Genomic DNA, 21,988 nt, shown 5'->3' with positions numbered 1-21,988 from the left:
CTCGACCGGTACGCCGACGCGGAACGGCACACCGACCGGGGCGTGGACATCGCCCGGCGGACCGGCCGACTCTACATGCTGTCGCAGCTCCTGCTGTGCAAGGCGTACGCCCACTTCCTGACCTGCCGGGTCACCACGGCGCTGGAGCTGGCCGACGAGGCCGCGGCCATCGCCCGTGCCCTGGGCAGCGGCGAACTGCTCGGCCTCACCCTCGCGATCCGGTCCCTGTTCCTCATGCAGGCCCGACCGCCGGGCGATCCGGACGTCCTGGCCGCAGCGGAGGAGGCGGCGGCAGCGACGGAGGGCACGGGCGAGAGCTGGTGGTCCACGCTGGCACGGTCCCTGCTCGCCTTCGCCGAGATGGGCGCCGGTGACCCGCACCGCGCACGGGACGTCCTGCTGGACGCGGGCGGCGGCAGGGACCTGCCCCGATTGCAGCCCTCGCTGCTGCCCGAGTTCCTGGAACTGCTCGTCGCCGCCGCCTTGGCCGTGGGTGAGACGGAAGAAGCCGAACACGCGGCCGAGCGCGCCCTGAAGGAGGCCGAACGGATCGACCTGCCGACCCGCCGGGCCGCGGCGCTGCGCGCCCTCGGCCGGATCGAGGCGCACCGCGGGGACCCGGCTTCGGCGGCACGGGCGTTCACCGAAGCCGCCCGGGAGAGCGCGCTGTCCGGGGCGACCCTCCGGGAGGCCCAGAGCCTGCTGTTCGGCGCCGCGTTCACCAGGGCCGCCGGTGACGGCGCCGGCGCGGCCGCCATGTGGCGCCGTGCCCGTCGGCAGGCCGGCGAGGGCGGGGCCACGCTGTTGGTCGCCCTGGCCGACCAGCAGCGCCCGGAGGTGCTGGGTGATACGGACGGGTCGGCGGAGCCGTCCGGACCGGCCGCCGGGCTGGCCCAACTGACCCCGCGGGAACGGGAGATAGCGGAACTGGTCGCAGAGGGTCTCACCAACCAGGCCGTGGCCTCCCGGCTCTGCCTCAGTCCGCGCACGGTCGAGAGCCACATCGCCCGCGTCTACCGCAAGACGGGCGTCCCGTCCCGCGCGGCCCTCGCCACCCTGGTGGCCCGCCACACGGTTACGGCACCGGGCACGCCGCCGCCCTCGTGACCAGTGCCGTCGGCCGGACGCGGACCGGGACGCCCCTCGGCCGAGCGTCGCGGAGAGCCTCCGTGCCGTGGAGTGCGGGTCGAGTTGCGTAGTTTCACCGAACCTCGCTCGACAGGGGACGGGCGACGGGACATCGGAGTGCCATCCGGCCAGACTGTCTGTGCGGGTGCGGGAAACCAGTTCGATTGCTGCGGATTGCTGTGGGAGGAACGTGTGGCCGGTGACGTGGTGTGGACCGAGGAGCAGCGCGGCAAGGTGTATTCCACGCGGGCGCGGGTCAATCCGGACCATCTGACCGAGGGGCTCGGGCGGGGGCCGTGCTGGCTGGCGGCGGTGCCGCCGTTCGACGCCGCGGGCTGCTTTGCCGAGGCGCGTGACAAGAGCCGTCACGACGCTTTCAGAGGCTGGGAGTACGCGGTCCACCAGGTGGAGAAGGGGGCGCGGCACGCGGCGCCTTCGATGGCCGCACTCGGGCTGAGGGCGGCGGCGCTGTACCGCAGCGGTGAGCGTCCGGACGTGCTCGACCTGGACGTGGAAGTGGCCATCGCGGAGCTGCAGATGCAGGCGACGTGGGACGCGGTGCCGTTCTGGCTGGCGGCGGAGGGGGTCGTATGGACGCTGCGCGCGATGCTGCGGCTGCATGAACTGGCCCACAACGAGCACAAGGTCCACTACGACCCGCGGTGGCAGTGGAGCGGGACCTGGCTCATCGAGACCACCGCACATGCCTCGTTCCAGGTGGCCGAGTGCGACTCGAGCTGGCAGCTGCTGCGGGGCGTGCTCGCGGTGGCCGACGAGGCGGACCACCGTGCGGCGCGCGCGGTCGCGGCAGCCGCGTTCGACGCGGCACCGATGCCGGTGAAGGCGGCGCTGTCCTTCGTGTTCCCCGACGAGCGGGAGTGGGCCGACCGGGCGGCCGAGGACTGCCTCGCCCAGGGCGGTGGCGGTGACAAGGTGGTGCGGATGCTGGTCACCACCGCCGGTGTCGACTGGGGCGAGCGGCTCGTCGAACGGCAGCCGGGCTGTCTGGACGAGGCGACCCTGCTGACCCTGCTGGCGCGGGAAGGGGCGGGCGCCGCTCCCGTCCTGGACGCGGCGATGCGCCATGCCCGCGGCAACAACGAGCGGCTGGTGTTCGCCCGCCATCTCGCCATGATCCGCACCCGGGACGCGGCGGAGCGGCTGGCGGCCTGGCGGGGCAACCGCAGGCTCGCCCCGCTGATCGAGGACTACTTCCGGCAGGCGCCCCACCTGGAGCCCTCGCCGTCCGGGGCGTCGGAGCCCCGCATACCGGCCGAGGACGCGACCGCCGCCGCACTGACCGGACTCTTCGAGGAGTACCACACCTGGTATCGCGAGCACTGGGTGCCCAAGCTGCTCGGCGACAAGGGATGGGAAGAGGAGGAGCTGGACGCGGAGGCCTGGCTGGACGAGGAGGGCTGGCTGGATCCGACCGGTGATCTCAGCCCGGTCAGCGAGGACGACATTGCCGTCCTCGAAGCGCGGTTCGGGCCGCTTCCGGCCGACTACCGGGCCTTTCTGCGTGTGATCGGCACCGGAACGCTGCTTCAGCCGATGGGAGCGATGCCCGGTGCCGCCCTGGAGCCGACAACACAGAACTTCATCCATCCCGCGGACATTCCGGGGGCGCACACGGTCTACACCCGCTGGCTGCACGACGGCTGGCACGAGGAGAACGCGGGCGTCGCGGATATGACGAGGATGATGCCGGTCATGGGCCATGACGGGTACGCGAACTTCGCTCTGCTCTCGCTCCAGCACGAGGGCGACGACCGCGTCCACGTCTGGTACCACGACGAGGAGCCGGACCGGATGGACGACGGCATCCCCTTCATGGAGTTCCTGCGCAGAATGCTCGACAGCGCCCGGCAGGAGGATCCGTTCCCCAACGGGATATGACCGGGACGCGGCGCCCTGTGCCGACCGATCGTCCCTCCCGGACCGGCCCCGGGCCCCCCGGTCCCGCCCTCGGCCCATGGGGGCCGAATACGTGGGGAGAAACTCCGGGCGACGATGCGGTCTGCCCGCACCCATTGGTCGTCCAGCCGGACCCAGGTCGTGGCGAGGTGTGCTGACATGTCGTATCCCCCCGTCCGCTAACGGCCCCGGGCCGGCCCTGATGGGCCCGCCCGGCGTTGCTGCTGTCCCGATCTCAGCGGGCGCCCGCAGGCGCCTGTTCAGGAGAGGTGCTGAGCGGCCGGCAGGGCTGGGCCGGAGGCGGGCCGAGCCGCCTTGCCGACGGCGATGGGCGCAGCGGCGGCCGGAGCCGGGGCGGGCTCCAATTCCTCGGCCGGAGAGTTGACAACGACCGGGACGGGCGTCGGGAGCATCGATTCGGGGGCGGGGTGGGGCTGCGTGACCGAATGCCGTGATCTCGACCGGCGCGGAGGAAGACCGCCTCGGGGATTGACCGAAGCGTGGTTGGTGCCGACATTGATCTTGCTTTCTACTCCTCCTCTGAGCGCTGCAGGACGCCCCGAGTGCGGCAGGCACTGCTGGCGGGCGCGTAACAGCTCGGGCAGTCGTGACGTCCAGCGCCAAGTGTGGCCTGATTGGGCGGCACAGACGGCAGTCCGTCAGAAGCGACAGCAGGCGGGCTGCGGGAGTTCGTGGCAGCCTGTTTCCGATCGCTCGAAGGGGGCGAAGCCTGAATTACCACGGGAGAGAGGACCTGGCATGCAGGCCGTCGCCGTTCGAGACCGCGCCGCCGGTGTCGAGGGAATGTCGCTGACGGAGGTGCCCTACCCCCACCTGGCCGAGAACGACGTCATCGTGCGCGTGCATGCCGCTGGGTTCACCCCGGGGGAACTCGCCTGGCCGGGAACGTGGACGGATCGCGCAGGGCGCGACCGGACGCCGAGCGTGCCTGGACACGAGCTGTCGGGCGTCGTTGCCGAACTCGGGTACGGCACCACCGGTCTCTCGGTGGGCCAGCGGGTGTTCGGGCTGGCCGACTGGACCCGGGACGGCTCGCTGGCCGAGTACACCGCGGTGGAGGCTCGCAATCTGGCCCCGCTTCCGGCGGACGTCGACCACACGGCGGCCGCCGCACTGCCGATCTCGGGGCTGACCGCCTGGCAGGCCCTGTTCGACCACGGCCGGCTTACCGCGGGACAGACCGTCCTGGTCCACGGGGTCGCGGGCGGTGTGGGATCGATCGCGGTGCAGCTCGCGCGTGAGGCGGGGGCGCGGGTGATCGGCACGGGCCGGGCCGGCGACCGGGAAACCGCTGTCGGGCTGGGCGTGGATGCCTTCGTGGATCTGCAGGCCGATCGGCTGGAGGGCGTCGGGGAGGTCGATCTGGTCCTCGACGTGATCGGCGGCGAGGTCCAGGAGCGCTCGGCCGCGCTGGTGCGGGCCGGGGGCACGCTGGTCACCATCGCCTCGCCGCCCGAGGTCCGTCCGCGGGACGGCAGGGCCGTCTTCTTCGTCGTCGAGCCCGACCGTGCCCGGCTCGCGGACCTGGTCCAGCGGCTCAGAGACGGACGGCTCAAGCCGATCGTCGGCGAGGTCAGGGCGCTGGCCGAGGCACCCGCCGCGTTCGCCCCCGGCCGCCACGCCCGTGGCAAGACCATCATCCGGATCACGGACGGCGGATAATCGGCGGCAGAGCGCGCGGACGCCTGGCACCCCGGGTCGCCTTCACGGCCCGAAGCCCGCGCCGTACTCGCGCTGCTATGTCAGGTTCGTCATCCCGGGCTGCACGCTGCCATCGGGCAGGACGTCCTGGACCGGGCGGGCCTTGCACCGCTCGATCCGCCACAGCAGGTGAGTACCCTGGTCCCGCAGCCGGTGCCAGCGGGCCAGACCCCACAGCCCCCGGTCCGCCAGCAACAGAGTGCCGGTCCCGACATGGGCACCCAGCGCGTCGGAGACGATGCGTTCGGAGTCCTTGAACCCGCCGACCACAGCGTCCAGGACGGCGTGGGAGGAGCACTCGGCCACCGCGACCACTCTGGCCTGCGGATAGCCCATCGGACTGCGCTGAGATCCAGACTTGCCGAAGGTGTCGTTGTTCCCTGCCGAATCGGGCACGGCCGGCAGCGTGCCGTCCAGGGCCAGCACCCGCAGCCCCCGGAACAGCTTGCCATCCGTGCCCAACGGTCGAGCCACAGCCCGGAACAACTCCCGCGGCACCGGCCAACCGAGCCGCTGCCGGGCCCTGGTCAGCGAGGACTTGTTCACCCCGGACCAGGACCGCAGACCTGGATCGCCGGTCTTTACCAGGCGCAGGACCTCCAGATAGCCGGCCTGCGGGAACAAGCACATCGCCAGCACGAAGTACACCGTGAACCGGGCCGACAACAGACGTCGATGCTTCTCCGCACGCCCCGCCTCGCCCACCACCCGGTCCACCGACTCAGGCGGACACGAACGAGTCAGGACCCCAGGGCCCAGACGCTCCGGACGGGATATCAACGCATCACTTCAACCGCCCAGCGGCCACAAAAGCAACGGCATTGTCATCCATTCGACAGGGGGACACAGTCATGCCGGGCCCGGAGGCCGGCGGCCCTCTTGCAGGACCGCGAAAGAGATGACGGGGCGACCGTACGCGTACCCTGAGGGCGGGAGACGCTGCCCTCAGGGAGAAGTCCCTTGCCCTGCAAGGCCAATCTTCCTGTCGAGTGCGCCGATAGGCTCGAGCCCACAGGGCGAGCGGCGTCCGATCCGACCGTCGTCGCCCATGGTCGTGGCGGAAGGGGCCAGCAGCTGTGTATGCACACGAACGGCCGGCGAAGGCGGTCCGCCCGGGACCATCGGCGCGAGCGGCCGGTCGTGCGGGGTCGGTGTTCCGGCCCGGACCCGGCCGTCTGACGCCCGCGCGGGCGATGGACCTGCAGCGCACCATCGGCAACGCCGCCGTGGCGCGCATGATCGAAGAAGAGGCCGAGTACAGCGCATTCGGGCAGGAGGACCCGCAGCCCATTCAGCGCTCCACGGCGCACGCAGTGCTCCGCTCACCGGGTCGGCCGCTGGACAAACCCGTCCGTACCGAGATGGAGGCACGCCTCGGCTCCGACTTCTCCGACGTCCGCGTGCACGACGACAGCGCGGCACGCGTCTCCGCCGCGGAGGTGGGTGCCCGTGCCTACACCTCGGGCAACCATGTCGTGATCGGTGGGGGCGGGGCTGACCTGCACACCCTGGCCCATGAACTGACCCATGTCATCCAGCAGCGCAAGGGACCCGTCGCCGGCACGGACAATGGCGACGGCCTCAAGGTCTCGGATCCTTCGGACCGTTTCGAACGCGAGGCGGAGGCCAACGCGAGGCGGGCCATGGCCGCTCCGTTGGAGAGCGCGAGTGCACGCTCCCACGAGAGCCCCGGGCAGACACGCAGCACGCCGCCCGCGTCCGCTGTACGGAACAGCCGCGACCCTCGCCCCCTCGCAGAACTGCAAAGCACCATGGGCAACGCAGCCGTGTCGCAGTTGATCACAGTGTCGCGGATGATGACCGAGGACGATTTCAAGCAGAGCACGGCGACCTTCGGACCACGCGGCCGCTCCGAGATCACCAAGGTGGACAACGCGCTCAAGGCGTTCTACGCCCTGCCGGACACCAGACCGGGCGTCCGGTTGCTCGCTCTCAAGGACATCGTCAAGGCGTGCGCCGACTACGCCGACCACAAGGCCGAGGGAGGGTCGCGCGTCGGGGGTGCCCAGCAGCTCGGCGAGCAGGCCAAGGCGGTGCAAGCACAGCTGGACCCCGAGGCGGTCTTCCGGGACCTGCTGACCGAACTCGACCGCATGATGAGCGAGGGGAAGAACCCGGACCTCGACATCCGCATGCCGGCCGGTGAGGCCCAGAAAGCGGCCCAGGCCGTCCCCGCGGAACAGTTCCACGCGATGATGGGCGACTTCGTCCAGAAATTGGGGGCGCTCCGCGAGGACCAGGCACTGCCTGAGGAGACGCGCGCCGTCATCGGGGAACTGATGGCCGTGGTGCCCCTGGTGACCGTGATGCAGTACCCGCAGGGCGGCATGCCCGGTATGAAGCTCAACCCGGCCACCGACGGCGGCGGCCCGGCGTTCACCTTCAACGTCGACACGCAGGCCAGGGGTGGCACCTCCTTCCTGCTGGGGCACATCGCCCACGAGCTGACCCATGTCGCGGCCCACCAGGCGTTCGGCAGCAGCCCGGTGATGGAGCTGGTGCAGTCCGGGGCGACCGATGAGGAGGTCGCGGCGCTGGCGGCCGAGCGCAAGCAGGCGCTCAGCGATCTGAAGTCGGCGCTTGCCGGAAACCCCGAGTTCGACGAATTCCAGCGGGGGATGCTGGAGGAAAAGCTGGTCTACGGCGCTCAACCGCACAAGCTGGAGCGGTACGCGGACTCCTTCGAGAAGGCGGGCAAGATCACCGCCGCTCAGAAGGACCGCCTGGTCGGCTGGGGCAGGGCGGCCGGAGACGCGTCCGGCACGCTGGTCGAGTACGACACCGTGCTCAACCAGATGCTGATCTATCTGCACATGTGGCAGATCAGCCAGGACAACCCCTTCTACGTGCGGCTGCGGGCGGTGGCCCAGGCGGCGTACGACCGCCGGAGCCGCGCCCGCCGGCCCACGGGCCAGCCGGTGGATCAGTCGTCGTAGAACGCATCGCGGGCCACGATTTCATATGCCAGTCGTCCGTGTCCGCCTCCAGGGTGGGGGACAGGACAGGTCTGCCAGGAGTTCGGTGCATGCCTCCTGGCAGGCGCGGCACGCCTCCGCGCACACTCGGCAGTGCTCGTGCATGTCGGCGTGGGAGGCGCACTCGTCGCCACAGGCTTGGCAGGCGACTGCGCACGCTTGCAGGAGCGCGGAGGTGACGTTGGCGTCGTAGCCGGTGTGACGGGAGAGCACCGAGGCGGTGGCGTTGCAGATGTCGGCGTAGTCCATGTCGGTGCGGATGCACTTGGTCAGGTCGCCGACCATGCCTTCGGACAGGCGTCCGCGCACGCGGTACACGCCTGGGCACAGATGTTGCATGCTTCGATGCAGCGGGCGAGCTTGTCGATGTTTCCGAGTTCGGCCGGGCAGGCGGCGAGAATGTCCTTGGCCGTGGTCATGAGAGGTCCCGCCTTTCAGACCGGAGGCCGAGGGGCAAGTGCGGCCGCGCCTGTCTGCCTCCGCCCTTTCAGCGTGTTTCCAGCAGGTGGCGGCGGCGGGCGCATGGAGCGGGAAGTCCTGTCAGGGCCACATTCTGTGTTGCTCGACCGGCGAAGCCGTTGCTCTTCGCTGCTGCAAGCAACTCATCCGCCTTGCCGCTCGGCGGCCGAAATGATCTCAACTCGGGGTAACCGCCTCGCGACCGAGCAGATTCCGTGCCGTGAACCCGAGCAGCCTGCGCGCGGCCGAGGTGTCGACCGGCGCCGCGCGACCCGGCAGCGGGCGCCGCAGCACGGTGGTGGGGTGGTAGCGGCGCAGCAGTTCCTCCGTCGGGTACGGCACTATGATCTCGGGGGCGCAGAGGTGTACCGCGTGCGCCGCACGGCCGGGTACGTCCAAGGCCAGAAGCGCGGCCCTCGCCGCGTCATGGACCTCGAGGTACGTCCACAGGTCCCTTGCCCCCGCGGCCGGGTCGGCCGTGAGCCGGGCGGCGTGCGCGTGCAGCCGTTCCTCGAATCCGCCCACGTACGGATAGCGCAGGCACACCACGCTCATCCCGTGCCGCCGCGCCATCATCTGCGCTGTCATCTCGTCGACCTGTTTGGAGAGGCCATAAGGGTCGGCGACCTGGGAGGCCATCGCCTCATCGACCGGTGCGTACGACGGATGCGGATCCTCGACGTCCGTCCAGGGCAGGCCCGTGACACCCCAGGAGCTTGCCACCGCCGCATGCCGGATCCCGGCCCGGCCGGCCTCCTCCAGGACGGTGAAGGTGGAGAGGCTGTTGCCCGCGAAGACCTCAAATGCGGTGTTGCGCTCGGGAGTCGGGATCGCCGCCAGGTGGATGACCGCGTCGGCGCCCTCCAGAGCCGCCCGCACGGTCTTCGCGTCGGCCGCGTCACCGGTCACGACCAGGCGCGCCGCGAGATCACCGGGATCATCGAGGACCAAGGCGTTCGCCTCGATCCCGCGCTCGGCGAGCAGCGCGAGGACCGCTCGACCGATCCGCCCGGCGGCCCCGGTGACCATCGCTCTTTCGACCATTCAGTCACTCTCCTGCATCGGTGCTTCTACTCGTAGGCGCGCACGGCGACGACGTGCGCCGACGCCGCCCCGTTGGTGGCTTCGACGACGACCCGGATCGCCGATGTGGTGACCGGCTCCGCCGGCGTGTGCGTCTCGCGCCGCCGCCGATTCTGCGCCGCACGGGCGATGACGCGCCAGGTGCCGTCAGTATCCAGTGCCTCGACGCGGTAGTCGCGAAGGAGGGTCGGGAGGGTGTCGAAGGGCGTGCGGTGGTGGTGCAAGTTGATCAGGTCCTCGTTGACGTCGTCGTCGGCGATGACCTCGATCCGGCCCAGAGCGACCGGTTCGGGCCAGGCCAACTCGAGCCAGGGGGAAGGGACGTCCGCCAGTGGTGCGGAGACCCACATGTGCGGTCCCGCGTACGGGCGGGCATAGCCGTCGGTGGCCTTGGCGGGGGAGTAGGCCGCGGTCTCTCCCGTACGGAGGCAGAAGGTGCGGCGCAGCAGACCCACGTCCGTCCACTCGCGCAGCGGCTGCGGCGATTCGTCCGACGGGCGCAGCGGGACGCGCGTGAAGCACAGGACGCCGGGGGTCGGGCGGTCGGAGCGGTGCAGAGCGAGGGCGTCGTTGGCGCGGACTACCAGGAAGGCGTTGCGCGGGGTTTCGGGAGACCAGTCCAGGCCCGTCTTGAGCCACTGCCGGGCACCGGCGGCGACGGGCAGGGTGGTGGAGGTGACGAGACGGCGCGGGACGTAGTTCTGGCCGAGTTCGGGGTCGTACAGGTCGATCACGATCTCGGTGTCGCGGTCGGCGTCGACGAGCAGCTCCACCCCGCAGAGGCGCGGGTCCGCGGGGAGGACGAGTCCGGCGTCCGCCGTGAGCAGCCACAGCTCGTCGGAGTCCTCGACTGCCAGGCTGCTCAAGGTGGACGATGCGGTGGCCGTCGCCCGAAGGGCCAGGTCCTCCGGGTCCGTCGAGGCGAGGCCGATGAGTGAGGCATCGTGACGCAGCAGCGCCCTGTGCAGCTCGGGTACGGGGAGTTCGCGCGGGGTGACATCTCCGGTGGCGCAGAGTGCCGCCGCCGTGCCGGCCGCCTGGCCGATGGTGGCGCAGGTCGCCATGACGCGGGTCGAGCCGAAGGCGACATGGCTGGCGGAGATGTTGCGCCCGGCGAAGAGCAGGTTCTCGGTGTTCACCGAGTAGAGGCTGCGGAACGGAATGTGGTAGATGCCGTCCGCGTAGAGCTGTCTGGCGCCTGCCTCGATGGCGTACATGCCCTGCGGTGGATGCAGGTCGATCGACCAGCCGCCGAAAGCGACCCGGTCGGCGAACTCGGTCTGGCCGAGGATGTCGCCCTGGTGCAGGACGTAGTCGCCGAGGAAGCGCCGGTACTCCCGTTTACCGGGGACCGAGCCCACCCACTCCAGGGTCATGTTCGCCGCGTCGAACTCGCCGGAGTTCTTGATGTGGTCCCAGATGCCGTGGATCACCGACCACAGCTCGTCGCGGATGCGTTCGTTGTCGTGGACGGTGTCGAGCTCGCCGCCGAACTCGATCCACCAGTACGCGCAACCGTTGTCGCCCGCCTTGATGATGCGGCGCTGCGGGATGGAGGTCCGGGTGATGTCCTTGGCGAAGTTCGGCGGCACGAATTTGACGGGGTGACCGGCATCCTTCGTATAGAAGAGGAGGGTTGAGCCCAGGGTGATGTCATCGGCCGTCTCCGGAGCCCATGCCTCGTCGTACTCGGCGCGCGATTCCCGGCCGATGCGGTGGTGGGCGCCCGCCAGGTGGCCGATCAGGCCGTCGCCCGTGCAATCGAGGAAGAGGGAGCTCTCGAAACGTATTCGCCGCTCCGAGCCCATCATCCAGCCGGTGACCGAGGTGATCCGCCGGGCCTCGTCCGGACCTTCGGCGTCGACCTCGCGCACGTCGGTGTTGAGGTAGAGCGTGATGCCGGGCTCGGCGCGCACGGCGTCCAGGACCACGGCATCCCAGTAGTAGGGGTTCCCGTCCGGGTTGCGGAACTGGTTCTCCACGAGCAACTCGCCCATGATGCCGCCCTCACGGGCATGGTGATTCTTGCCGTGGCCGGTCGCGCCACACACCCAGACCCGGACCTCGCTGCTCGCGTTGCCGCCGAGCACCGGCCTGTTGTTGATCAGCGCGACGCTCCGGCCGAGCCGGGCCGCGGCGATCGCCGCGCAGACCCCGGCCAGGCCGCCGCCGACGACGGTGATGTCGTGCCGTGCGGTTTCATTCCTCATGTCGTACGTCACTTACTTCCAGTCGGGATTGGCGGCGAGACCGTAGTAGACGCGCGGGGCGCCGTCGAGGGTGAGGGTGACCTTGCCGTTGGAGGCTTTCAGAGAGCGCTCCTGGCCGATGCAGTTGAGCTCCCTCACCTTGCCGTCGACCGTGCCCGAGTGGGCCACGACCTTGGTCCTGGTCGTCCAGGTGTCGATCCATGGCTCGGGCGATGCGTACCAAGGATCCTCGCCATGCTCGGAGTTGAGGATGTACCCGTCCTTGCGACTCCAGATGATCGACACCGGTCCGCCGGGAGTGGTGAAGAGCAGCCCCTTGATGTCCTGGTCCGCGAAGGCGAGATGCCGGACGAACTCGGCCTCGTCCAGGACCCGGGCGGCGGTCGCGAAGGCGAGGAGCGAGGGCTTGGCACTGGTGTCGCGGTTCATCAGGCCGTAGTGGTACTCGGGGTTGGCCGGGTCGGCCTCCTGCGGGTGGTAGAGCACCGAGTCGTGCAGCTGGTACCAGTTGACAGCGCGCACCTTCTCGGACTTGGCGAGAGCGAGGGTGAGCAGCGTGTTCTCGGCGGCGTGCCGGTAGGTGTCGCTCCACCACGCGTTGGGCCGGGTCGGCGCGTACGCCTCGGTGAGCCACAGCTCCTTGTCGCCGCCGTACTCCTGAAGGACCTGGTTCGCCTTGCGCAGTGCGCCGAGGAAGTTCCAGTACGAGCCGGACGACCCCTGCGTCCACTCCTCGGGCGGCGGCGCGAAGTCGGGCGTGAAGTTGCCGCGGCCGGGGTGGAAGGCGAAGGCGTCGATGAGGTCCCAGCCGCCCGCGTCATGGAAGTTCTTGGTCCATACGTAGTCCATGCCGCCGAGGCCGGCGTTCATGACCTTCATCCGCGAGCCCGCCGCGTCGAGGCGCGTGGTGACCTGACGCAGACCGTCCCGGACGTAGGCGTCGGCGCCGCGCCCCGACATCCAGGGCTGGTTGACCTCGTTGCTCACCTCGAAGTACGCGGCCTCGGCGTCCAGGGCCTTGGCGACATTCGTGTCGGCCCAGGCCGCGATCTGCTCCGGACTGCCGCCCACGGGGATGCCGCTCAGCTCCACGTTGTGCCCGATACCGTTCGCGTCCAGGGTCGCGGTGTCGATGCCAGGGGCGCCCGCGTAGGCGATGCGGATCCACTTGATGCCGAGCGTCCTGACCAGCCCGAGCACGGCGTCCTTGCCGGGCTTGAGCAGCCAGGGATAGTTGGCGAGGCCGAACATCGACTCCTTGCCCGCCTTGTACGCGAACTCCGGGAGCACACTCAGATTCGTGCGGGCCAGCGCCCTGTCGTTGCCGCTGACCACCTCCACCTCGGTGAACACGATGTTCTGCGAGGGCGAGGTCAGGGGAAAGGAGGCGTCCCAGGCGGCGCCCGCCGCGAGGCTCCTGCAGAGCGTTCCACCGCCGATCCGCTTGCCGCCGAAGTCCCGCGCCCACCAGGTGAGCGTCACCTTCCTGGCCGCGGCCGAGCCGTTGACGACCTGCGCCCTGAGCGTCATCGTCTGTCCGGCCGCCTTGTAGAGGTTGAACGGCTGATCGGTCCACACCTCCACGCCGAGGGGCCTCCTGGCGGCGAGCGCTCCCGCCCCGCGCGGCCGCAGATCGCCGAGGACCAGATCGGCCTCGGTGACCGCGGTGCCCGCACCGGTCGAGGTGCCGGGGGAGTGGATCCAGGTGGCGTTCGTGCTCGCCGGGACGGTGGACGAGAGGCAGAAGAAGCCCTTCGAGCCCGCCCACGTCTCCACATACGCGCCGCCCGCGTTCACCTCGTACGGAATGCCGCCTCGGGCGTCCCGCTCCCAGACGGTCAGCGCTTCGTACGACTCCGCCGCGCTCGCTTCGTACACCGTGCGGGAGAACATGAAGCCGGTCGGTGTGAGCGTGCTGGAGCCGCTGACCTCCCACTTCATGTGTGCCTTGTGAGGGGTGACGTCGAAGGTGCCGCGCACCGTGACTCCGGACATGCCGCTCGCCATCGTGTACGTGACCTGAATCGCGGGCCTCCCGTCGGGGAGCGTGATCCGGGCGGGTGTACCGCCGAAGGTGCGCTGCTGGCCGAGCGCGGTGTCCTTGATCATGAAGTGGTTGAGCAGGATGCGGTCGGCGCCCGCACCGTCCTGCACGAGGACGCTGCCGTCGCTACGGCCGACCAGGGTGATGCCGTCGGCCTCGATGGTGACCGGGTCTGCGGCGTACGCGGGAACGGTCGGCAGCAGCGCGGCGCCGGTGGCGACGGCCGTGCCCTGGATGAATCTGCGGCGGGCGACTGACATGGAGGTGCCCTTCTCTTGGTCGGGGTGTTCCGGATGCTCCGAAGGCTCCGAAGCGGAAGGTGTGGTGGGGGAGCTGAGGGTTCGGCCGTTGGCTCCGGTGGTACTCAGCCCTTGACTCCGGTGAAGCCGAGCCCGGCGACGATGTACTTCTGGCAGACGACGAAGACGAGCACCGGCGGGGCGACGGCGAGCACCATCGCGGCGATCAGCTGGTCCTGCGGAGCCTGCGTGGCGAGCTGGGCGAGAGCGACGCTGATCGGCTGCTTCTCGGGATCGGTGATGGCCACCAGCGGCCAGATGAAGTCCTTCCAGGAGTGCATCACCGCGAGCAGACTGATCACGGCGAGCACCGGCTTGCTCATGGGTAGCACGATTTTGGTGAGCAGTTGCCGGGTACTCGCCCCGTCGACCCGCGCCGCGTCGAACAGCTCCTTGGGCAGGGCGTCGAAGAACTGCTTGGCGAGCAGCACGGTGAAGGCGTTCGTGCCGGCCGGCAACCAGATCGCCCAGTAGGTGTCGCCCAGGTTGAGGTGAAGGAACGGCACATCGATCACGGTCATGAAGAGGCTGACCATGTTCACCGTGTACGGCACGAACATCGTGGCGAGGATCGCCCCGTAGACGGCCTTGCCGAACCTCGGCCTGAGCACCGAAAGGGCGAAGCCCGCCGTGGCCGAGACGAAGAGCTGCACGAACCACGATCCGCCGACCACCAGGAAGGTGTTCATCAGATAGCGGCCGACACTCAGATCGGTGTACGCCGTCGAGAAGTTGCCCAGGGCCGGCCGGTCCGGCCAGAGGGCCAGGGGCTGAGTGGTGAGCTCGGTGGGCGGTGAGACCGCGCCCTTGACCATCCAGTACAGCGGTCCGATGCCGATGAGCAGCAGCAGGATCAGTGTGAACACCTGGATGGAGCGCACTGCGGCGCGTACGCCGGGGCGTTGGCGGTCGCTGGTGGAGACGAAGGTGGTGAGCGTGGTCATGACGTGCTCCAGCTGCGGGTGGCCCGCAGATAGACCGCGGAGAGCAGGGCGAGGGCGAGCACCATCAGGAAGGAGAGTGCGGCGGCCTGGCCGTACTCGCCGTCCTGGAAGGCGTACCGGAAGATCAGCAGCAGGACCGTGAGGGTGGAGTTCTCGGGTCCGCCGCCGGTGAAGACGTACGGCTCGGTGAAGACCTGCACCGTGTTGATCAGCTGGACGAGCAGCAACAGTCCGATGACGGACCGGAGTTGGGGCAGCATCACATGCCAGATCCGCCGCCAGATCCCGGCGCCGTCCATCTCGGCGGCCTCATAGAGTTCGCCGGGGATGCCGACCATCGCCGCGAGGTAGATCAGGACGGCGCCGCCCATGCCCGCCCAGGTGGCCTCCAGGACCAGCGAGAGCATGGCGCTGTCGGAGGACTCCAGCCACGAGTACGGGCCGAGCCCGACCTTGCCGAGGAAGTTGTTGAAGAGCCCGCTCCCGGGATCGTAGAACCACTTCCAGAGCAGGATCGCCACCACTGGCGGGATGACCACCGGCAGATACACCAGGAAGCGGTAGACGCCCGCGCCGCGCCGCACCGTCGACATGATCGCGGCCAGGATCAGCGGCGCCGGGAAGCCGATCAGCAGGCCGAGGACCACGAAGAACAGGGTGTTCCCGACGGCGGTGCCGAGCAGCGGATCGTCGAACAGGGTACGGAAGTTGTCCAGGCCGACCCAGACCGCGGGCTCGACGAGGTTGGTCTTCTGGAAGCTGAGCAGCAGGCTGCGCACGATCGGCCACCAGGCGAAGAGCCCGAAGACCAGCAGCGCGGGGACGAGGAACAGCCAGGCCGTGAACTGCTTGCGGGCGCCGGTGCCACGCCGCCGCTGAGGCAGGGTTCGCGGCGCGGGCTCCTTGGACAGGGTGGCCGGGCGCCGGGACGGAGTGAGCAGGGCCATGGGCCGGCTACTTCTGGTCCGCGGCGAGCTTGGCATTGACGTCCTTCTCGGCCGAGGCGAGCAGGGAGTCGATGTCGGCGTCGCGCTTGGTGAGCACCGCTTGGACCACCGGGTCGAGCGCGGTGTACAGCTTCTGCGCCTGGTACGGCGGCTCCGGCTTCAGCATCAGCGTGGAGAGCCCGTCGATGTACGGCTTGAAGTTCTGCAGCTTCACATTGACGTACGGCTTGATCGCTGCGTCGATCTCGGTCTGCCGTTTCTTGTCGAAGACCGGAAGCGTCGGCACGCCCACCGCGGACTTCGGGTCGGCAGAGAGCGCCTTGGCCTGCTCGGCGGCGATGTCGGTACTGTACTGCGGCTTGGCGTAGGCGAAGGTCAGCCACTCGACGGCCGCTGCCGCATGCTTCTTGTCGGCGGACTTCGGGACCATGTAGATGTCGCCGCCGGTGAGTGTCGCATCGCCGCCGGACTGCGGCATCGGGGCCACTCCGAAGGCGTCGGTGTTCTCCATGCCGAACTGCATCTTCGCCAGTCGGTACGTCCCCGGGCTGCCCATGAACATGCCGACCTGCCCGGCCGCGAACTGCTTGATCACGTCGTTCTGATTGTTGAGCAGGGTTTTGCCGAGCGAATCGTCCTTCCAGCGCATGTCCTTGAGCAGCCGCAAGCCCTTCTTCGTCGGCTCCCCGGTGAGTGTGGCGGTGTACTTGCCACCCTGCTCCTTCTCCAGCTCGCCACCGAAGGCGTACGACAGCATCGTCAGCTGCCAGCCGCCCTGGTTGTCCTTGGACTCGTGGACGAAGCCCGCCTTGCCGGTACTGTCGCTGATCCTCTTTGCGGCTGTGCGGACTTCCGCCCAGGTGGTCGGCGGTCTGTCCGGGTCGAGGCCGGCCTTCTCGAAGAGCTCGCGGTTGTAGACCAGGCCCTGGGCGTACGGATTCTGCGGTACGCCGTACACGTCGCCGGCGCTGTCGGTCAGCGGCTGGAGGACCTGAGGGTTGAACTCCTTGAAGTGCTTCCACTCCTTGAGCTGCCCGGTGATCGGCTGCACCTGCTTCTGCTGGATGAGCCGCTGCGGCTCGGTCAGCGGCACCTTGATGACGTCCTCGACATTGCCGCCGGACAGCTTCGCGGAGAACGTCAGCGGGTCGAAGACCGTGGTCGAACCCTTGACCTTGATGCCCGGGTTGGCCTTCTCGAAGTCGGCCACCTGCTTCTTGAACAGGGCGACCCCCGGCTTGTCGGTGGCCGGCGGCATGCCCTGCACCCTCAGCACGAGATCACCGTCCCCGCCGGCACTGCTCGGGGTGAGGGAGGAACAGCCCGCGATGGTCGCGGTCAGCGCCATGCAGCCAAGTATGGCCGCACAGCGGGAGTTTCTGGGCATAACGGCTCCAAGAAGGGCAGGAGTGGGCTCGGTGCGGTGTAGTGCGGTGCTTTGCTCGTTGTGGTGGTGAGCGCCGTGGATCAGTGGGCGGGTGCGGGGCCCGTCGAGGCGCGGGGGATCAGGCGGGAGCCGATCTCCACGAAGGGGGAATGGACTTCAAGTCCTTGTCCAGCACGGCCTGTTGTGCGCGCGATCGTCTCGATCAGGAGGTCCCCCGCCCGCGTGGCGATCTCTTCGGGGTCGATCCTGATCGTGGTGAGGCTGGGGGTGGAGACGGAGGCGAGCAGCGTGTCGTCGATGCCGATGACGCTGACGTCGCGCGGCACGCTCATGCCGAGGTTGGCCATCTGGTGCAGCACGCCGAGGGCGACCAGGTCGTTGTGGGCGATCACGGCCGTCGCGTCGTGGGCGGCGACGAGGGTGGCTGCGTGCACGCCCGTCTCGAACCGCGGCTCGTACGGGCCGAGCTCGGACAGGGAGAGGTCGAGCGCTTTGAAGGACTCCTGGATGGACTTGCCGCGGCTCAGCTCGGCGCGGGACGCGTTGATGAAGACGCAGCGCCGATGACCGTACGCCTTCAACTGCTCGGCGGCCTGTGCGATGCCGGCGGACAGTGAGATCCGGACCTCGGGGATGCCCGGCACGTGACGGTTCACCACCACCAGCGGCATCTGGCCCGCGAGTTCATGGAGCCGGCCCTCGGTGAGGGTGGAGGCCCACAGGATCAGGCCGTCGACCCGCTTCGATACGGCCGCGATGGCGGCCAGCTCGTCCGCCTCACGCTCATCGCTGTCGGCGACCAGCACCGTGTAGCCCAGGTGCCGGGCGCGGGCCTGCATCGCCTTGATGATCGGCGGGAAGAACGGGTTGGCGATGTCCGGGACGATCAGGCCGAGTGTTCCGGTGCCGCCGCCGCGCAGTGAACGGGCAGCCGGGTTGGGAGAGTAGCCGAGCTCGGCCGCGGCGTCGAGGATGCGCCGCCGCGTCGTCGGCTGCACCTGGTCGGGTGCGGTGAACGCACGGGACACCGTCGACACCGAGACGCCCGCGGCGCTCGCCACCTCCCGGATCGTGACTGCCACGGACGGCCTCCTCGTCGTCTTGAACCGGGGGACCCCGGTCGTCTCGCATCTGGATCCTGCGGATGCGGTGATGTTTGCGAACGTTCCCAGGGCGTGTCAAGACGTGTGTCAGGACTATTTCATTGAGGAAAACCTTCTGGGTGCACGGGTCTTGCGCTTCGACTCGACTGCTGTCGATGATGTGTTCTCAAGAACGGCACTGAAATTGCGGGAACGTTTTCATAGAGGAGTGGCATGAAGATCACCGGCCTGGAAGTGCTGACTCTCCCAGACCACGGCGACAGCATGATGCTGGTCGTGGTCGACACCGACGAGGGCATCCACGGCTTGGGCGAGGTCGGCATCAGGTCGCGCCAACGGGCGGTCGCGGGCGGTCTCGAGCACCTCGCGGAGCTGATCGTCGGCGAGGACCCGCGACGGATCGAGCACCTCTGGCAGGTGATGTTCCGGCGCGGGTTCTTTCCCGCCGACCGCATACTCGGCGCCGCCATCGCAGCGGTGGACGTGGCGCTTTGGGACATCCGCGGCAAGGCGCTCGGCGTACCGGTGCATGAACTCCTCGGCGGCCGGGTGCGTGATCACGTACCCGCCTATGTGCATGTCGGCGACGGCTACCACGACCGCGCGTGGTTCCTGGACCGCTGCCGCGACCTGGTCACCGAGGGCTGGCGTCACCTGCGGTTCGCCTCGCCGCACGACGCCGACGGCACGCTCGACGCCCGCCGCTGCCTGCGCGATTCGGTCGACCTCTTCCACCAGGTGCGGGACGCGGTCGGCGACGAGGTGGAGCTGATCCTTGACGTCCATACGCGCCTGGATCCGCCGGAGGCGCTGACCCTGTGCCGGGAGATCGAGGCGGCCCGCCCGTACTTCGTCGAGGACCCGCTGCGCTGTGAGAACCCGGACAGCTACCGCATGCTGCGGGCCCGCACCGGCGTACCACTGGCCGCGGGTGAGCAGTACGGCTCCAAATGGGAGTTCAGAGCACTCATCGAGGACGACCTCATCGATTACGCACGCGTGGACGTCGGGGTGGCCGCGGGCCTGACCGAGGCGAAGAAGATCGCGGCGATGGCGGAGACCCACCACATCAAGCTCGCCACCCACAACCCGCTCGGTCCGGTCACCGCCGCTTCCTCGCTCCAACTCAACCTGGCCTGCCCCAATGTGGCGATCCAGGAGCACCAGACCGACCCCGATCCGGCCATCGCCGCCCTCTTCACCGCGCGGCCGACGATCCTGCCGGGGCGGGTGGAGCTGAGCGAACTGCCCGGCATCGGCGTCGACATCGACCGGGAGGCGGCGCGCCGGTACCAGGCCGAGGCGGCCGAGCGCCCGCACTTGCGCGCGGCGGACGGGGCGTTCACCAACTGGTAGCCGGGCAGGGCCGGTCGGCCGCGCGGGCCCGCCCCTGCGGAATCGAAAGCCGCTTACAACCCTTGTGTCCCCTCCGGTACCGAACAGGACGCCGGACAAGGAGCGGGTCCCTTCCGGTTACTGGCCGGGAAGCCGCACACCATGACAACGGGGCATTCGCATCACCGTCCCGGCGGGCCCACAGCCCGCGTCTGCACACTGAGTACGAATCCCGACTTCAGGAAGTGAGGCGAGTTCCATCGTGTCGTTCAGAGGAGCCGCGAGACCGGTCGAACTGGGCCTTGTCGGCATAGCGTTCATGGGCGTGCTGGTAGGCGCGTCGGCGACGCCGGCCGGCAGCCAGGAACGCCAGAAGCTGCAGGTGACGGCCGTGTCGTCGCGGCCCGGCGCGGTGTCGGGAGACGACGCCCTGATACGTGTCGAGGTGCCCGCCTCCATAGCTGCCGACACAGTCCGGGTCGAGGTGGAAGGCCGGGACGTGACCTCGAGCTTCCGGCCGTCCGGCGACAACGCGCTGATGGGCGTGGTGAAGGAGCTGTCCAAGGGCGACAACAGGCTCACGGCCAGGGCTCAGGGCGCGGACGCCGGACAACTGACCCTGAAGAACCACCCCATCACGGGGCCGGTGTTCGCCGGGCCGCACGAGCAGCCGTTCGTCTGTGACACCGCCGAGTTCAAGACGGTCACCGGCGGCACCCTCGGGCAGCCGATCGACAAGGACTGCTCGGTCAAGACCCGTGTCGATTACATGTATCGCACCACGGCCGGCAAGTTCGTTCCGTTGCCCGACGAGAACGTCCTTCCCGCCGACCTGGCGACCGCCACGACGAGCGCAGGCAAGAAGGTGCCGTACATCGTCCGCGTCGAGACCGGCACCATCAACCGCGGCATCTACGAGACGGCCGTGCTGCACGACCCGAAGTCCGGCACCCCCGACCCGCTGCAGCGTGGGCCGGGCTGGAACGGGCGCCTCGTGTACGGCTTCGGCGGGGGCTGTAACGGCGGCTGGTACGTCCAGGGCCGCAACACCGTCGGCATCATGAACGACACGTATCTGAGCAAGGGCTACGGCGTCGCATCGTCCACGCTGAACGTCTTCGGCAACAACTGCAACGACCTGCTGGCCGCCGAGACCATGAGCATGGTCAAGGAACGCTTCGTGGAGACGTACGGCGACCCGGCCTTCACCATCGGAAACGGCTGCTCCGGCGGCTCGTACCAGACCCACCAGATCGCCGACAACTACCCGGGTCTGCTGGACGGCATCCTCTCCGGCTGCAGCTTTCCCGACGTCGGCTTCGGGACGATTCAGACGCTCAGCGACGCCCAGCTCCTGAACCACTACTTCAAGGAAGTCGCGCCGGACGCATTCACCAAGGAGCAGCAGAGGGCGGTCTCCGGGTTCGGCAAGTGGGAGAGCATCGGCAGCCTGGCCAGGGCCGGCGGCCGTATCGACCCCACGGTGTTCTGCCCGCCCCAGCTGCCCGAGGAACAGCGCTACGACCCCGACACCAACCCGGACGGTGCCCGCTGCGACGTCTACAGCCACACCGTGAACGTCTACGGCGAGGTACCGGAGACCGGGAAGGCGCGCAGGCCGCTCGACAACACCGGTATCCAGTACGGACTTGAGGCCCTGAACAACGGGACCATCGACATGGACCAGTTCATCGACCTGAACCGGCGCATCGGCGGCCTCGACGACGACGCCAAGCCCGCCGCGGAGCGCACCGTCGCCGATCTCAAGGCGGTACGGACGGCCTACCGCACGGGCCGCATGCTGAACGGCGGTGGCGGCCTCGCCGACGTTCCGATCATCGACTACCGCGACTACACGGACGACGCGGCGGCCGGCGACATGCACATGCGCTTCCACTCCTTCTCCACCCGGGCGCGCTTGGACAAGGCCAACGGCACCCACGCCAACCAGGTCATGCTCACCCGCTCCAACGGGCACGGATTCACTCTCGCCGGGATGCTGTCCGACATGGACCAGTGGCTCACCGGCATCAAGGGAGACTCCGGCAACGACGCCCCCATCGAGAAGATCGTCCGCCACCGGCCGCAGGGTCTCACGGACGCCTGCTGGACCCGTGGCATCGGTGCGAAGAAGATCGCGGAGCCCCAGGTCGAAGGCATCGACAACACCGAGTGCAACACCCTCTACCCGGTGTGGACATCGCCGCGGATGGTCGCCGGAGCCGATGTGGCCAACGACATCGTCAAGTGCCGCAAGCGTCCCGTGACCCGCTCCGACTACCGAGTGCCGGTGACCGATGGCCAGTTCGAGGATCTGAAGGCGATCTTCCGAACCGGTGTCTGCGACTGGTCCCAGCCCGGGGCGGGTCAGCAGGGCCTCGCCGGCACATGGCTCTCCTTCGACCCGAAGTGAC

The 21,988-nt window shown here is 69.1% G+C and carries 13 protein-coding genes and 2 pseudogenes; 6 read left to right on the top strand and 9 right to left on the bottom strand.

Annotation, left to right across the window (positions count from 1 at the left end):
- From IEZ15_RS34170 to IEZ15_RS34160, 3 genes are all read left to right on the top strand, one after another.
- The coding region (locus IEZ15_RS34170; protein ID WP_189280811.1) for a response regulator transcription factor at positions 1 to 1,107 on the top strand (1,107 nt) is incomplete at its 5' end.
- A gap of 213 nt (positions 1,108 to 1,320) precedes the next feature.
- Positions 1,321 to 3,027, top strand: a complete 1,707-nt coding sequence (locus IEZ15_RS34165; protein WP_189280810.1) for an SMI1/KNR4 family protein — start codon at positions 1,321 to 1,323, stop codon at positions 3,025 to 3,027.
- 777 nt (positions 3,028 to 3,804) lie between these two features.
- Positions 3,805 to 4,728, top strand: coding sequence for an NADP-dependent oxidoreductase (locus IEZ15_RS34160; protein ID WP_114242509.1), 924 nt, complete (start codon positions 3,805 to 3,807; stop codon positions 4,726 to 4,728).
- A gap of 75 nt (positions 4,729 to 4,803) precedes the next feature.
- Here IEZ15_RS34160 and IEZ15_RS34155 read toward each other — a convergent pair whose 3' ends face one another.
- On the bottom strand, positions 4,804 to 5,547 hold the full coding sequence (locus tag IEZ15_RS34155; RefSeq protein WP_189280809.1) for a transposase domain-containing protein: 744 nt from the start codon (positions 5,545 to 5,547) through the stop codon (positions 4,804 to 4,806).
- Between the two features lie 455 nt (positions 5,548 to 6,002).
- Here IEZ15_RS34155 and IEZ15_RS47340 point away from each other — a divergent pair.
- Positions 6,003 to 6,419, top strand: a pseudogene (locus tag IEZ15_RS47340) (eCIS core domain-containing protein); the annotation flags it as partial.
- Between the two features lie 1,326 nt (positions 6,420 to 7,745).
- Here the strand turns inward: IEZ15_RS47340 and IEZ15_RS34145 are convergent.
- The 8 genes and pseudogenes from IEZ15_RS34145 to IEZ15_RS34110 form a co-directional block, all read right to left on the bottom strand.
- A pseudogene (locus IEZ15_RS34145) lies at positions 7,746 to 8,182 on the bottom strand (four-helix bundle copper-binding protein).
- Between the two features lie 217 nt (positions 8,183 to 8,399).
- Positions 8,400 to 9,266 (bottom strand): NAD-dependent epimerase/dehydratase family protein, encoded by an 867-nt coding sequence (locus IEZ15_RS34140; RefSeq protein WP_229846299.1) that lies wholly within the window; start codon positions 9,264 to 9,266, stop codon positions 8,400 to 8,402.
- 26 nt (positions 9,267 to 9,292) lie between these two features.
- Positions 9,293 to 11,515 (bottom strand): FAD-dependent oxidoreductase, encoded by a 2,223-nt coding sequence (locus tag IEZ15_RS34135; protein WP_189280808.1) that lies wholly within the window; start codon positions 11,513 to 11,515, stop codon positions 9,293 to 9,295.
- Between the two features lie 12 nt (positions 11,516 to 11,527).
- Complete coding sequence (locus IEZ15_RS34130; RefSeq protein WP_189280807.1) at positions 11,528 to 13,819, bottom strand: hypothetical protein; 2,292 nt, start codon at positions 13,817 to 13,819, stop codon at positions 11,528 to 11,530.
- Between the two features lie 104 nt (positions 13,820 to 13,923).
- Positions 13,924 to 14,802: a carbohydrate ABC transporter permease gene (locus tag IEZ15_RS34125; protein ID WP_189280806.1), complete on the bottom strand. Its 879-nt coding sequence runs from the start codon at positions 14,800 to 14,802 to the stop codon at positions 13,924 to 13,926.
- On the bottom strand, positions 14,799 to 15,749 hold the full coding sequence (locus tag IEZ15_RS34120) for a carbohydrate ABC transporter permease (protein WP_189280805.1): 951 nt from the start codon (positions 15,747 to 15,749) through the stop codon (positions 14,799 to 14,801). The genes IEZ15_RS34125 and IEZ15_RS34120 overlap by 4 nt, the downstream gene beginning before the upstream one ends.
- A gap of 7 nt (positions 15,750 to 15,756) precedes the next feature.
- The gene (locus IEZ15_RS34115) at positions 15,757 to 17,097 is read right to left on the bottom strand and encodes an ABC transporter substrate-binding protein (RefSeq protein WP_189280804.1); all 1,341 of its coding nucleotides are present in this window, start codon (positions 17,095 to 17,097) and stop codon (positions 15,757 to 15,759) included.
- Between the two features lie 119 nt (positions 17,098 to 17,216).
- Entirely contained in the window at positions 17,217 to 18,218 is a 1,002-nt protein-coding gene (locus IEZ15_RS34110; RefSeq protein WP_189280803.1) for a LacI family DNA-binding transcriptional regulator, read from the bottom strand.
- A 234-nt stretch (positions 18,219 to 18,452) separates the two neighbouring features.
- Between IEZ15_RS34110 and IEZ15_RS34105 the strand changes: the two genes are divergently transcribed.
- Both IEZ15_RS34105 and IEZ15_RS34100 read left to right on the top strand, forming a co-directional pair.
- The gene (locus IEZ15_RS34105; RefSeq protein WP_189280802.1) at positions 18,453 to 19,595 is read left to right on the top strand and encodes a mandelate racemase/muconate lactonizing enzyme family protein; all 1,143 of its coding nucleotides are present in this window, start codon (positions 18,453 to 18,455) and stop codon (positions 19,593 to 19,595) included.
- A 298-nt stretch (positions 19,596 to 19,893) separates the two neighbouring features.
- Entirely contained in the window at positions 19,894 to 21,987 is a 2,094-nt protein-coding gene (locus IEZ15_RS34100; RefSeq protein WP_229846298.1) for a DUF6351 family protein, read from the top strand.
- Position 21,988: the final 1 nt, after the last annotated feature.

It is taken from the genome of Streptomyces atratus (assembly GCF_014648655.1).
Taxonomy (GTDB): domain Bacteria; phylum Actinomycetota; class Actinomycetes; order Streptomycetales; family Streptomycetaceae; genus Streptomyces; species Streptomyces atratus.
The sequence above is the reverse complement of the archived record's forward strand: the minus strand, read 5'-3'. Positions and strand labels throughout refer to the sequence as shown.